Raw genomic sequence first — 12,827 nt, 5'->3', positions numbered from 1 at the left:
TATCAGCCTTGATCGCAGTAATTGACTATAATGCCGGCAATATCCGCTCCGTCCTCTATGCCCTGGAACGTATTGGTGTCCCACATATCCTGACAAGCGATCATGAGGTAATTCGTGCTGCCGACAAAGTAATTTTTCCCGGAGTAGGGGCTGCAGAAAGCACCATGAAACACCTCAATGATACCGGCTTGGCGGACCTCATCCGCTCGCTGAAGCAACCCGTTTTCGGTATTTGCGTAGGGATGCAACTCCTCTGCAGCCACAGCGAAGAAGGTGATGTTCCCTGCATCGGTGTCTTCCCGGAAAAGGTGAAGTTGTTTCGTCCCGACAACGGAGACAAGGTGCCCCATATGGGCTGGAATAATATTTCCCTGACCGACAATAACGACTGGGTAAGCGAAGACGTCAACGGTGCTTACTGCTACTACGTACACAGCTACTACGTTGAAGCCGGTCAACATACCACAGCCACTACCCACTATTGCGGGATGGAGTACGCCGCTATGCTGAAAAAAGATAACTTCTACGCAGCTCAGTTTCACCCGGAAAAATCCGCGAAACCAGGGGAACAGATTATTCGGGACTTCCTGGCCGTCAGTGCCTAAAACCAGCTTTTTACCTTATCCGCAAAGCTGGCCTTTTGGGGCTGAGGGTTTGCGGGCAACTGAATAGCCGGCAAATTTTCCGCAGGCTTTTTAGCCGGAACCTGAATGGGTGTAGCCGCCAGGGCCATAATTTGAGGAGAAGCCGGCGGCGTATTTCGTTTTCTGGGGTCGTACGGTCGGTATTTATCTACCCGATAGAAGAAGAACTGGTCCCATTGCCCCAGGCTATCCAATTCTCCTCGGTTACTCCATACGGCTAGTTGGTCTACCGGAATACGGTTGGCCTCCGCCACCTGCCGCAAGGTGCTATCACCAACCGACGGAATCGTAGAGTACTGACCGTAGAAACGGTCGGCATTAAGCTCACCGTTCTCTAAGGATGGTGTGCTCCAGGGTGGAAAAAAATCACTTTCGGGCTCCTCTGCCGGGTGTAGGGAAAGATATGTCCGCATGGCCGGCATTACCCGGGAGGGAAGCCGAAGACGATGGCCGCCAGGCATCCCGGGCAGGTAGCCCCGCAGATATTGAGCATTGAGCTCAATCACTACTTCAGGCCGCAGGCCAGTAACCTGAGCAACCCGGTGAAGGCTCAGTTTCCGGTCTACGGTAATTGCTTCCGTGATCTGGAGGTCGAGCTCCATCTCCCCGGGCACGAGTTCGTGCTCATGGTGGAAAACCATGATATAAGCTGCAGCAATAATGTTGGGGATATAATTCCGGGTCTCGCGGGGGAGGTGTTTCCGGATAGACCAATAGTCCGTGCCGCGGCTCCGCCGCAGGGCCTTATTCACGTTACCCGGGCCACAGTTGTAGGCGGCCAGAGCCAGGCTCCAGTCCTCGTATTTTTCGTATTGGATGCGGAGGTAATCCAGCCCGGCAGCGCAGCCCAACTCCGGGTCCAGCCGCTCGTCGAGTTCTTCGTTGACGGTGAGGCCGAGCTCACGGGCAGTACCTGGCATCAATTGCCAGAGCCCTCCTGCGCCAACCTGGCTGGTGGCCCAGGGGCGCAGGGCACTTTCCTGTACGGTCACGTATTTCAGTGCCAGAGGCATACCAGCCGCCAACAACTGCTCTTCAAAGATGGGAAAGAAGCGAGCGGAACGGGCGAGTAGCCGGCCGGAGGCAATCGGCCAGTGTTCTACGTAATTAATGATTCGGCGTTTGATGGCGGGGTCTAGCCGGTGCTCCATGATGGTACTGTCCATCAGCGCCAGGCGGGCGCGCACCAGGGAATCCGCACTTTCCATGATGTAGTCAGCCTTTTCTTCGGGACTCCAGTCTGCAAAAAGGGTTCCCCCCAGAGCGAGCGCGGGGGTCAGATAGATGGCCAGGAAGAAAAGAAGGTAGACACGCACAATCAAAGAGGGGAATAGTCAATCCGGGCTCAAGATACGTCCTGGGGAGCGATCCGTCCTCCCCATGGTTCTAAGAAGACCCTCATTGCACCTGCGCCAGCGCCCTTTTCTCCAAGCAGTATTTGCAGGCGCGGCCGCAGGTGCAGAGTAGCCACCTTGGAAGCAAGGCAAGCCCGCCGGAGCCTATTTCTTGCTTTCTGCCTGGCAATCGCCTCACGCTTTGGAGTGAAAAACAATCCTGAAAGGTGAATTTTCTTTAAAAAAGGCCGTCCTGACTAAAAAACGACAAACCATTGAAAATCAGCACTTTGCCAATTAAATATCCGTATATAAACGTTTATATACGTGTATAAACGTAAGTATACGTATAATAAACGACTACGGCTTGTGGGCCGTCTCACTTTTGCATCGTCACCGATTGAAAGGGAAGCCATCAGGGCGCTACCAATCACCGGCGGCGCATTACCAAACCCGGTCGTCCCATATAACTCACTCCAGGAGCGGCCGTAAAATTCCTTACTAATGAATGTACGTAATCACATCCACCTTACCGGAAACCTTGGCGCTGACCCCACAACCGTAACGTTGAAGTCTGGCCAGACAGCCACCGAGTTCTCCCTGGCTACCAACGAATACTTCCGTGACGGAGCCGGTAACCGCCAGACCCGTACGGAGTGGCACAAGATTAAAGCTTACGGCAAACTGGCCGAGCTTTTTGATGAGCACCTCAAGCGCGGCAGCCAGATTTCTATCGTGGGCTCCATGCGCTACCGGAAGTGGATGGACAAGTATGAGCAAGTCCGCACCTCCGCAGAAGTCATCGCAGAAGAGTTCACCTTCCTGAGCAGCGGGAAGAGATCAGAGCAGAAGGAAGTTGCCGAAAATGCCGGAGATCTGGTCGTGGAGCCAGACAGCCGGTCGGCCGTCAAAAAGACCGCCCGTCGTAAAAAGTCTTCAGGCCGCAAGACCGTGCCCGCTGCTTAAGTCACTAATCCTCCACCCCGCTGCCCACCCGCAGCGGGGCCAATTTCTTCTCTTCCATCCTCAAAAAAAAGTGTCATGAACACCAGCAACTTCATCAACCTGATCGGTCGCCTCGGCGAATCCCCCAGAACAAAAACCCTTCCCAGCGGAACCATCGTCACGGAGTTCTCTCTGGCAACCAAAAACTTCTATAAAGACCGGGACGGTAACCGGCAGGAACAAACCGACTGGCATCGGGTCAAAGCTTTTGGCAAACTCGCCGAAATCTTTGACAAGTATCTCGAACGTGGCGGACAGGTTTCCATCGTCGGCTCCATGCGTTACAGCAAATGGGTGGATAAATACGACCAGACCCGCACCTCCGCCGAAGTCATCGCTGAATCTTTCAGCTTCATCGGCTCCGCCAAACCCCGCGAATCCGATGCTGGCAACACCAGCCTGGTTGCCGAGCCCACCCCCAGGCAAAACCCCGAACCAGCTGCGGCTTTAGTCGAGCCCGTAATGACCGGAGCGGACGATGGGCTTCCATTTTAAAAGCAGCCGCCCCAATATCTAAATCCTGATAATTCTACCATTAACCATGGCGGATGCAAGGGATGTTTTTTGCAATTCCTTTTAGTGTGTTGTTCCCCTTTCCAATACAGGATACTATAAATAAGGGCACACTCAATTGACGAGCCTGAGCAACACATAAGCCGACGCTTATTCCAACGGGAGTAAGGGTCGGTTATTTGTTTACTTCATCACCTTCAGGCTGAGATCCAGGCTGGTGGCGGAGTGTGTCAGCGCCCCTACGGAGATGTAGTCCACGCCCGTCAGGGCAATTTCCCGGATCGTCTTGAGGGTGATACCTCCGCTGGCCTCCGTCTCATATCTACCCGCGATGTGGGCCAGAGCTTCCTTCAGAATGGGTACCTCAAAGTTGTCAAGCATAATACGATCAACGTGACCAACCTCAAGCACTTCCATTAGTTCTACCAGGTTGCGGACCTCTACCGTAATGGGCAACTCCATGTTGTTTTCCTCGAAAAAAGTTTTCACCCCGTTAATGGCAGCGGTAAGGGAGCCGGCCGCGTCTACGTGGTTGTCTTTGATCATGATGCGGTCGTAGAGCCCATCGCGGTAATTATGACAACCACCTAAGCGAACGGCCCACTTCTCAATAAAACGAAGGTTCGGTGTTGTCTTACGGGTGTCCAACACCTTTACGGGCAGGTCTTCCACCTCAAAAGCGTAGCGGTTGGAGAGCGTAGCGATGCCGCTCATCCTCTGCATGGTGTTCAACACCAGGCGTTCCGCTTTGAGCAGAGCTCTGGAGTTACAGTTTACGTGAAAGGCTTCATCCCCGACATGCATCAGGTCGCCGTCGTTCATCAACTGAGTAAACTCGGCGGTAGGGTCAACTACCTCAAAAACCATCTTGGCAATTTCTACTCCGGCGAGTACACCTACATCTTTTACCAGCAGGCGGGCTGTATCCCGATTAGTAGCGGGGATGGTGGCTTCACTGGTGAAATCGCCCGGACCGACGTCCTCCGCCAGTGCTTCGTTGATAAATTGTAGGATACGCTGGCGTAAGATCTCCGTCATGATTTTTACTTTAGGGCCCGCAAAGTTAGTCCTTTTCATCCCATGGAACCATCAGAATATTATCAGATTTGTTTACAACTACTTAATCCTGCGGCAGTAACCGCCTGGCCAGCCATCAAAAAGGCTTACGAAGGAAGGGCTTACCACAACCTGAATCATCTGCAGGAGATGATTGGTCACTTCCCGAAGAACGCTCCTTTTCGGCTGCCCGAAAACCGACAGGCAGCGATCTTCGGTATTGCCCTAATTTACCACGACATTATTTACCAGGCCGGCAGAAAGGATAACGAAAAACGCAGCGCAGACCGGGCCGAAGCAGCCCTGCTGTTGGCCGGAGCATCTACGGCAGAAACTGATTACTGCCGCAGTCTGATCATGGCTACCAAAACGCACCAGCCTGATGGCCCTGAAGCAAATGACCAATGCCTGCTGATCGATCTCGACCTGGCCGTGCTGGCCCGTACACCAGAGGGATACGACACCTACGCCCGGGCGGTCAGGCAAGAATTCAGCTGGTTCCCTGACTTCCTCTATCGGCCAGGGAGAAAAAAAGCGCTACAGCACTTTCTGGAGCAAGACTTCATTTACTATACACCAATGTTCCGGGAAGGCTACGAAGACCGCGCCCGTGCCAACCTGAAGAGGGAAATGACATTGCTATAAGCGGAAAAGAGCCAGATCAATAAAAAAGAAGGCGCACATCTTACGAGGGACGCCTTCCAAAAGATAAAGTGGTATCGAATCCCCCCCGGAGGGGTGACATGATGGTGTAATGATACACTCATTTATTTTAATCGTATATTTTTTATCTTTATTTATTTACTAAGTAACAAATCAATATCCTTGATTAGATAATCGACTTCTTCTGGCTTTGTACCATTAGCATAAGAGCGGACCCTCCCCTGCCGGTCGACCAACACAATATACCCACTATGGTCAAAGCCTCCTGGTGCGTTCGGGTTTTCTTCGGCGATGCTTAGATAGTCTTTGTCCAGATCGTAGATTTCAAATTTATCTCCATAGATGAATCGCCAGCGGTCCATGTCTACAATGCCGAGTTTCTCGGCGTATTCTTTCATCCGCTCCGGGGTGTCCCTTTTAGGGTCAACGGTGAACGACACCATGGCGAAATCGGGCTCATCCCCAAATTCTTCTTCCAGACGGAGCATCTGTCCTTTTACCTTTGGACAGATGGTCGGGCAAGAGGTGAAGAAAAACTCCGCGACGTATACCTTACCCAGAAGAGAATCGCTGCCGAAGGGGCGTCGGAGTTGATCAATGTAATTCCAGTTTCGAACGGGTTGCGGGTCTACCTCTCCCGTTACCGGATCTGTTGGCTGGTTGCCGGGAAAACCGAGAGAGTCCACGAGAAACTTTCCCGTCTCGGGATCCTGCGGATGACGGCGGTAGAAGTTGGGCTGATCCCCCTGATCCACGTTTGCAACGCCCGAATCGGTACAGGCAAAAATGAGGAGGAATAATCCGGAGAAAAGAATTCGGTACAGCATATCCTTAAGTTTTGGCAAAGGAACGGAGAAGCCGCTGCCCGGTTGTCATCCAAAGGTTATTTCCCTCGCTCCCGGGCAAAATCACAGCGTTCGGCTACTACACAGTTTTCGCAACGGGGAGAAGACCAGGTGCATATTCTTTGTCCATGTTTAAAAAGCAGCTTATGAAAATTCAGCAGTTCATCAGCGTCATTCGGTAATATTTCCAGCAACGCAGTATGTGCTTTTGCCTGGGTCATCCCCGGGGGAAGTAGACCATAGCGGATACTCACACGATGTACGTGCGTATCTACCGGAACGACGGGTTTACGCAAACTGAAGAGTAGCACGAAGGTGGCCGACTTAAAGCCTACCCCGGGCAGTTCCATCAGGTAGTCCTGTGCTGCCTTGGTTTCCATATCCGATAAAAAGTCCAGGGTCGGCTCTCCGTATCGCTCGATCAGAGAATTAAGTATTTGCTTTATTCTGGGGGCTTTCACCTCCGGCCAGCGGCTACTGAGGATGCACTCTTCAATGCCACTCACCGGGGCTGCGGCTACCCCTTGCCAATCGCCGTAGGTGTCCAACAATTTAGTATACGCTTTACGCTCATCTGCGTAGGTGGTGCGCTGACTGAGGATGGTGGCCATCAGTTGGTCCAGAGGAGGTTTACTGCTGTACCGTCCTTGCCTGCCGTATATAGAGATAAGTCGGGTCAGTAAATAATCAAGCTTCTGAGTGGGGGCGGGGCCAGGCATGGACAAGTTGCTTTACTATTAAAGCCGATCCGCCTAGGTTTATGTTCTCACTCCTGCCAACCTTTTCTGCCCGGAGACTACACCCCTCTTTTTAATATTTCCTGCTTAATATCACGGATTAAGCCAGGGCCAGCGTACACCATGCCGCTATAGACCTGAATCAGTTTGGCCCCTGCCTCCAGCTTCTCGAGGGCAGCCCCGGGGCTGTCAATACCACCGACACCGATAATATCGAGCGTCCCGCCGCTGTTTTCGTAGAGGTAACGAATGACTTCCGTAGAACGCTCACGCACGGGCGCACCGCTCAGGCCGCCGTTACCGATAGCGGAGACCTTGCCGGCATCCGTTGTAAGCGGCTCCCGGGCGATGGTCGTATTCGTAGCAATGATGCCGGCGATACCGGTGTCTTTGACGATGCTGAGAATATCGTCTAGCTGTCCGTCAGTAAGGTCAGGAGCAATTTTTAGCAAAATGGGCTTTTCTCCCCAAAGCTCGCCGGGATCACCCAGCTGGCCCATAACGGCGGCCGTTGGCCTGGCAAGTTTAACATTGAGTTCCTGAAGTGTGGACAAGAGCGCCGTTAGGGGCTCCTTGTCCTGCAGAGCGCGGAGGTTCGGTGTGTTGGGGCTACTGACGTTGACAACGAAATAGTCCACCAACGTAAACAGTCGCTCAAAGCACCAGACATAGTCGCCTACGGCCTGCTCATTGGGTGTGGTTTTATTCTTACCGATGTTACCCCCCAGGATGGTTTTCCCCGGCCGCCCCTTGCTTAACAGCCGCTGAGCCAGCGCCTCAACGCCTTCGTTATTGAAGCCCATACGGTTGATCAATGCCCGGTCTTGCGGCAGGCGGAAGAGGCGGGGCTGAGGGTTCCCGGCCTGAGGCCGGGGAGTGACGGTCCCCAACTCCAGAAAGCCGAAACCCAGACTTGCCATCGGGTGGTAGTATTTGCCGTCTTTGTCGAAACCGGCGGCCAGGCCGACGGGGTTAGGGAAAGGCAGACCGAAAACGGTACGCTCCAGGGCCGGGTCCTCCAAACGGTAAGTAGCCCGAAAAGCCGAACTGACGCCCGGAGTCGCCAGGGTGGCTGACAGCCCCTTCACCGTCAGATGATGCGCCCGCTCCGGGGCCATTTGAAAAAGGAGTGGTTTGAGGAGCTGATACATGGACGAGGAAGGTAAAGGGGGAAAGGGAGTAAAGTTTGGGTAAAGGTATTAAAGGGGCGCCGGAGCGCAGGTGCAAAGGAAGCTTTTAAGCAGCAAAGATTACCGCTGTTTAAACGTATTCATAATTGCTCTGAAATCAGTCTTCGCCTGTTCAGATTCGGGTGAATACATCCCCGCAATGATGAAGTATCCCCCGTCTTCCTCAAACAATATAATGAGGTGTAGTTCCTCCTCGTCGGCCTTCCCGGCCAGCAATTCGTAGCCGTTCAGTCCCGCCAGGCTTACTTCACGCGGAAAATCTTCGGAGGCGATTTTATAGCCTCCGGGGAACTGGGCCAGCCGTTTGAGAGTAAAAGCTTTTCGATCAGCGAAATCCTGATCCGCGTAGGATCGGTCAATGATGAGGTTAAGCTTGTCTTCACTCTCCGTCGGAATTTTACCATCACGGTTCAACATAATGGCATTTCCCATCACGGAGACAAACTGCAGATTGCCAGCCGTTTCGTCGACCTCAAAGGACAACTCCGCCCGGGGATCCACCTCAACCTTCTCGCTGAAAAGCGTGGAGTGGACACTCTCTTTGATGCGCCCGAACAAAGCAACGGAATCCTTGAGCGCTACGCCGTTGATCATCGTCGTTTCTGCGGCATCTCCATAAATCAGAATAGATTTAGTGAAGGTCATGCCGTTAGCGTCCTGATCCATTTCAATCAGCAAGCCTTCCTTGCCGTTTACGGTCGTTTTCTCCTTACCCAACAGCTTCATACCCCGGGCCGCCATCGTTTCCTCGGCGAAGCCCGCCGTGATCTGATCAAAGGGCCCTGGGATGGATATCACCATAATCATTGAGGTCGCATCTGTCGGGTTCTGAAAGCCTTTGAATTGCTCCGTCAGCTCAAATCCCAGCGGCGGCACCATATAAATGTTGGTGCCCGAGATCAGCTGGTGCTCAGCCGTAGGCGCTTCATACTCGTTAAGAGATTGAGCAAACACGGGCACGCTTAAAACAAGAAGGCAAAAAAGAAATAAATGTCTCATAGGGATACATTAGTTGTAGATTGATGCGAAGATATCCATTATGGCGCTGAGCGCGGTAATGGCCGATGCGAGCGTGTGTATAACAATGGTCCGCTACGGTTTCATGCAATTTTGGAATCACTATGTGAGGCATGCCTATACGTAGCCCTGAATATAGACCTGTTTAGGCAAACCCCACACATGCTCACAATGCGAAACCCCGTGTTTCAACCAGAAAAGTGGGGCATTCCTTCCTGTTTTACACCGCTCCGCGCGGGCTCTTTCTTTTTCCATGAAAAAGAAACAAAAAACCTTGGCTGTGCCGGTGTCTTATCGGGAAATGAGAGGGCAAAAGCCTAAAACAGAAAAACTCGCTGCTCGCTTTGTGCGCTGCTTTACCGCTTTGGGCTTGCTGACGCTTTTCGTCAAAAGAAAGCTTTTGTGAGGCTCATACAGCTTCTGTTTTTTAACGGCTTTTGCCCTCTCATTTCCCGGACACCGCCAAGGCCGTCCCGCCATAGTGCTCCACTTTGGGTTCCACTCTTCATTTTTGAGCGATGGGGAGCAGGGGCAAAATTGTTGACAACGAACTCAATTTCAACGCAATGTCAAAAGCTAAAAATGGTGCACTGCCCACAAGATTTGTACTCTCAGAAACCCAGGTTTTGTATTGTCTTCGCACGAAAGTAGTGTTGGATGAAACCCAAAGCCCGTTGCTTTTCGGAGGACGGCCCTTGGCACTGGCCGGTAGAACGGAGCAAAAGAGCCGTTAAGCGGAAGGGCTGTTTGAGCACACCCAAAACTCAAGCTTTTCCCACAAGAGATAGCTAGTCCCACAGCTTTGATTGAAAAACAGATTGTGCTGCGAGTTTGCCCTTTCGTAGGCTCTTTTGCTTCGTTCTACCGATAAGCCAGTGACACAGGCCAGGGGTTTTGCTATCTTTTGCCCTTCAAAAGTAGGCCGCCGGCAGGCATGTAAGACGGGAAGCATAACGGAGGATAATGAATCGGGTCAAATACCCACAACCACCCTACCTTCGCCTCCATGTCTAAAGACTATACCCCTTTCGCCAACCGCCTCCGGAAAATGGCGAAGCACTACGATAAATGGGCCCGCCGCAAAGAGCTGGAAGCCTACCGCATCTACGATGCGGACCTGGACGATTTCCCCATCACCATTGACCGTTACGACGATCAACTCTACGTGGCCGTTTACCACCGCCCGGGTGAAGATTGGTCAGAGGACGAATGGCAGGACCGAAAACTCGCCTACCGGGACATCATCACCGAAACGCTGAGCATCTCCAAAGATCAGGTTTTCTTTAAGCTCCGCAAGCGGCAGTCCGGCAGCAAGCAGTACGAAAAACTGAGCATCGCTCAACGGGAATTCACGATGGTAGAAAACGGGCTAGGCTTCATTGTTAACCTGACCGACTACCTCGATACGGGCCTCTTCCTCGATCACCGGAAGCTGCGAATGATGGTCGCCCAGGAAGCCAAGGATAAAGTGGTCCTCAACCTCTTCGCCTACACCTGCGCTTTCGGCGTCTTCGCCGCCGCCGGCGGAGCCCGGCGGGTAGACAATGTCGAGCTCTCCAACACCTACCTCGAATGGGGAGAGCGTAACTTCAAAATCAATGAGCTGGCCGACGAAGGCCATCGCTTTATCCGTCACGACGTTGTTCACTGGCTGGAAAAGCATAAAATCCCAAACTACGGTCTCATCATCCTCAACCCGCCCACCTTCGCCAACTCGAAGATGATGCGGGAGTCCATCGACGTACAACGCGATCACGCCAGGATGATTAACTTGTGCATGCACTTACTCCAGCCCGGAGGTAAACTTTTCTTCAGCACCAGTTCCCGGAAGTTTAAATTCGACGAAGCTGCCATTGAAGGAGCCTCCTCCATCAAAGAGATCACCAGGCAAACGCTCCCGCAGGATTTCCGAAAACGTAATCTGCACAAATGCTGGCTTCTGGAACGCGGCGAACAGGAATTAGCCCCCAGAATCATCGAGCCGGAGTACGGATGATATAGTTGCTTTACCAGTTATTTTCTCATTCCTATTATTCTCTCATTCCCCTATTCTCTCATTCCCTTCCCCCCTTATTCCCTATCTTCGCGCCGCTGGAACGCCAGTAACCTCAAATAAAACGAAGCAGGCCAGGGAGAATGTGGCTTGCCTAATCACAAGCCATACATGGATACTAATCCCGATTTAGCCCCCGAAGAAACGGAGGAAGAAGTCGTCTATTTTGACGAACTCGATATTGCCGACGAAGTACTGGACGCCCTTGACGATATGGGCTTCGAAAAATGTACGCCCATCCAGGCTCAGGCCATCCCACCCTCCATCGAGGGTCGCGACGTGCTGGCCGTAGCTCAGACCGGAACCGGCAAAACCGCAGCTTTCCTGCTGCCCATCCTGACCGACATCTGCGACAACCCACCCACCAAAGTAGCTACCATTGTATTGACCCCTACCCGGGAACTCGCAATGCAGATTGACCGCCAACTGGAGGGTTTCAGCTTCCACATGAACGCCAGCTCCATCCCCGTCTACGGTGGCCGCGACGGCCACAGTATGGCCCAGGAGCAAAAGGCACTCAAGGGAGGCGCACCCATCGTCGTAGCCACCCCCGGCCGCCTGATGGCTCATCTTGATATGGGGTACACGGACCTGAGTGAAGTTCGCCACCTCGTCCTCGACGAGGCGGACCGGATGCTGGACATGGGCTTCGTCAATGACATGATCAAGATCATCGACATGTTGCCGAAGGAAAGCCTGCAGATTCTCTTCTTCTCCGCCACCATGCCGAACAAGATCCGGAAGTTCAGCCGGGACATCCTGAAGAACCCGGTAGAGATCAGCATTGCCATCTCCAAGCCTGCTGAGAAGATCAAGCAGAAGGCCTACAACGTCGCCGACTGGGCCAAGAACGCCCTGATTGAAGATATTCTCCGGGAGAAGACGAAGACCATGGATCGCATCCTCATCTTCTGTGGCCGTAAAAAGACCGTACGCGAGCTGACCCGCAGACTAGCCCGCAAGAACCCAAAAGTAAAGGATGTTTCCTCCGACCTTGACCAGGATGAGCGGGAAGAACGCCTGCGCCAGTTCCGCTCCGGCGCCATCCAGGTGGTGGTCGCTACTGACGTACTGAGCCGGGGTATTCACATCAACGGCATCGACCTGGTCATCAACTTTGACGTGCCGGGGGATGCAGAAGACTACGTACACCGTATTGGCCGAACGGCCCGTGCGGCAGCGGAAGGCGAAGCAATCACGCTCATCAGCGGCGATGATCGCCGGCGTTTCAAAGCCATCGAAGAACTGATGGAAATGAAGGTCGAACGACTGGAAGTTCCCGAGCGCCTGAAAGACAAAGGCGATGATCGTGGCGGACGCGGCGGAGATCGTCGTCGTGGCGGCGGAGGCGGTCGGGGTCGTGGCGGAGATCGCCGTGGCGGCGGTGGCGGCGGCGGACGTGGACGCGGACGCGGTGGCAACCGCTCCGGCGGCGGTGGCGGCAACCGGGACCGGAAGCCCCGCGCCGAAGACGACAACAAAGACGCTCCCCGCAGCGAAAGAAGCAACGATAAGCCCAGACAGGAACGCTCCGGCGGAGATCAGCCACGTGACCCTAACCGTAAGCAGCGGGGACGGGGCAGAGGGCGGGGCCGTGGGCCGAAACCTTCTTCGTCCCCGGAAGAATAACCATTACCCCCTCATAAATCTAGCGAGCAAAAAAACCGCGCCAGTGCCTCATCGCACTGGCGCGGTTTTTTTCGTTCAGCATGAAACCAAATTCAGCCAACAGCTGCACAGAAGCGCTGGGATTCGTGACCAATAACTGCG

At 53.4% G+C, this 12,827-nt stretch carries 13 protein-coding genes; 7 read left to right on the top strand and 6 right to left on the bottom strand.

All coding sequences use genetic code 11. The features are described from left to right. Window positions 1–8 precede the first annotated feature (8 nt). Window positions 9–605, top strand: a complete 597-nt coding sequence (gene hisH, locus BM123_RS15150) for an imidazole glycerol phosphate synthase subunit HisH (RefSeq protein ID WP_090170021.1) — start codon at window positions 9–11, stop codon at window positions 603–605. On the opposite strand, the gene BM123_RS15145 is transcribed toward hisH, so the two are convergent. Further along, window positions 602–1,960 carry a lytic transglycosylase domain-containing protein gene (locus BM123_RS15145; RefSeq protein WP_139211904.1) on the bottom strand — a complete coding sequence of 453 codons (1,359 nt, stop codon included), beginning with the start codon at window positions 1,958–1,960 and terminating at the stop codon, window positions 602–604. The two genes, hisH and BM123_RS15145, sit on opposite strands and share 4 nt — an antisense overlap. Window positions 1,961–2,482: 522 nt before the next feature. On the opposite strand from BM123_RS15145, the gene BM123_RS15140 reads away from it, so the two are divergent. Then, the gene (locus BM123_RS15140) at window positions 2,483–2,944 is read left to right on the top strand and encodes a single-stranded DNA-binding protein (RefSeq protein WP_090170017.1); all 462 of its coding nucleotides are present in this window, start codon (window positions 2,483–2,485) and stop codon (window positions 2,942–2,944) included. 75 nt (window positions 2,945–3,019) lie between these two features. Further along, window positions 3,020–3,478, top strand: a complete 459-nt coding sequence (locus tag BM123_RS15135) for a single-stranded DNA-binding protein (protein WP_090170015.1) — start codon at window positions 3,020–3,022, stop codon at window positions 3,476–3,478. A 201-nt stretch (window positions 3,479–3,679) separates the two neighbouring features. Here BM123_RS15135 and nadC read toward each other — a convergent pair whose 3' ends face one another. Further along, the gene (nadC, locus tag BM123_RS15130) at window positions 3,680–4,534 is read right to left on the bottom strand and encodes a carboxylating nicotinate-nucleotide diphosphorylase (protein ID WP_090170191.1); all 855 of its coding nucleotides are present in this window, start codon (window positions 4,532–4,534) and stop codon (window positions 3,680–3,682) included. A gap of 42 nt (window positions 4,535–4,576) precedes the next feature. Here nadC and BM123_RS15125 point away from each other — a divergent pair, with 42 nt between their 5' ends. Continuing rightward, window positions 4,577–5,197 (top strand): HD domain-containing protein, encoded by a 621-nt coding sequence (locus tag BM123_RS15125; protein ID WP_090170013.1) that lies wholly within the window; start codon window positions 4,577–4,579, stop codon window positions 5,195–5,197. Between the two features lie 152 nt (window positions 5,198–5,349). Here the strand turns inward: BM123_RS15125 and BM123_RS15120 are convergent, their stop codons facing one another. From BM123_RS15120 to BM123_RS15105, 4 genes are all read right to left on the bottom strand, one after another. Further along, window positions 5,350–6,042, bottom strand: a complete 693-nt coding sequence (locus BM123_RS15120; RefSeq protein WP_090170011.1) for an SCO family protein — start codon at window positions 6,040–6,042, stop codon at window positions 5,350–5,352. A 56-nt stretch (window positions 6,043–6,098) separates the two neighbouring features. Then, window positions 6,099–6,779, bottom strand: a complete 681-nt coding sequence (locus BM123_RS15115) for an endonuclease III domain-containing protein (protein WP_090170008.1) — start codon at window positions 6,777–6,779, stop codon at window positions 6,099–6,101. Between the two features lie 77 nt (window positions 6,780–6,856). Further along, on the bottom strand, window positions 6,857–7,948 hold the full coding sequence (locus tag BM123_RS15110; RefSeq protein ID WP_090170006.1) for a quinone-dependent dihydroorotate dehydrogenase: 1,092 nt from the start codon (window positions 7,946–7,948) through the stop codon (window positions 6,857–6,859). Between the two features lie 99 nt (window positions 7,949–8,047). Further along, a complete protein-coding gene (locus BM123_RS15105; protein ID WP_090170005.1) occupies window positions 8,048–8,986 on the bottom strand; it encodes a hypothetical protein in 939 nt (312 codons plus the stop codon). A gap of 271 nt (window positions 8,987–9,257) precedes the next feature. On the opposite strand from BM123_RS15105, the gene BM123_RS24260 reads away from it, so the two are divergent. From BM123_RS24260 to BM123_RS15095, 3 genes are all read left to right on the top strand, one after another. Continuing rightward, entirely contained in the window at window positions 9,258–9,410 is a 153-nt protein-coding gene (locus BM123_RS24260; RefSeq protein ID WP_175489405.1) for a hypothetical protein, read from the top strand. A gap of 600 nt (window positions 9,411–10,010) precedes the next feature. Further along, on the top strand, window positions 10,011–11,000 hold the full coding sequence (locus tag BM123_RS15100; RefSeq protein ID WP_090170003.1) for a class I SAM-dependent methyltransferase: 990 nt from the start codon (window positions 10,011–10,013) through the stop codon (window positions 10,998–11,000). A gap of 168 nt (window positions 11,001–11,168) precedes the next feature. Beyond that, window positions 11,169–12,686 carry a DEAD/DEAH box helicase gene (locus BM123_RS15095; protein ID WP_090170001.1) on the top strand — a complete coding sequence of 506 codons (1,518 nt, stop codon included), beginning with the start codon at window positions 11,169–11,171 and terminating at the stop codon, window positions 12,684–12,686. Window positions 12,687–12,827: the final 141 nt, after the last annotated feature.

Source organism: Neolewinella agarilytica (assembly GCF_900110645.1).
GTDB lineage: Bacteria > Bacteroidota > Bacteroidia > Chitinophagales > Saprospiraceae > Neolewinella > Neolewinella agarilytica.
This window is presented reverse-complemented; position numbering and strand designations above follow the sequence as displayed.

Excerpts from the sequence above, each read along its gene's own strand:
- BM123_RS15140 (WP_090170017.1), top strand. The coding sequence starts at position 2,483 with ATGAATGTACGTAATCACATCCACCTTACCGGAAACCTTGGCGCTGAC.
- BM123_RS15135 (WP_090170015.1), top strand. The coding sequence starts at position 3,020 with ATGAACACCAGCAACTTCATCAACCTGATCGGTCGCCTCGGCGAATCC.
- nadC (WP_090170191.1), bottom strand. The coding sequence starts at position 4,534 with ATGACGGAGATCTTACGCCAGCGTATCCTACAATTTATCAACGAAGCA.
- BM123_RS15125 (WP_090170013.1), top strand. The coding sequence starts at position 4,577 with ATGGAACCATCAGAATATTATCAGATTTGTTTACAACTACTTAATCCT.
- BM123_RS15120 (WP_090170011.1), bottom strand. The coding sequence starts at position 6,042 with ATGCTGTACCGAATTCTTTTCTCCGGATTATTCCTCCTCATTTTTGCC.
- BM123_RS15115 (WP_090170008.1), bottom strand. The coding sequence starts at position 6,779 with ATGCCTGGCCCCGCCCCCACTCAGAAGCTTGATTATTTACTGACCCGA.
- BM123_RS15110 (WP_090170006.1), bottom strand. The coding sequence starts at position 7,948 with ATGTATCAGCTCCTCAAACCACTCCTTTTTCAAATGGCCCCGGAGCGG.
- BM123_RS15105 (WP_090170005.1), bottom strand. The coding sequence starts at position 8,986 with ATGAGACATTTATTTCTTTTTTGCCTTCTTGTTTTAAGCGTGCCCGTG.
- BM123_RS24260 (WP_175489405.1), top strand. The coding sequence starts at position 9,258 with ATGAAAAAGAAACAAAAAACCTTGGCTGTGCCGGTGTCTTATCGGGAA.
- BM123_RS15100 (WP_090170003.1), top strand. The coding sequence starts at position 10,011 with ATGTCTAAAGACTATACCCCTTTCGCCAACCGCCTCCGGAAAATGGCG.
- BM123_RS15095 (WP_090170001.1), top strand. The coding sequence starts at position 11,169 with ATGGATACTAATCCCGATTTAGCCCCCGAAGAAACGGAGGAAGAAGTC.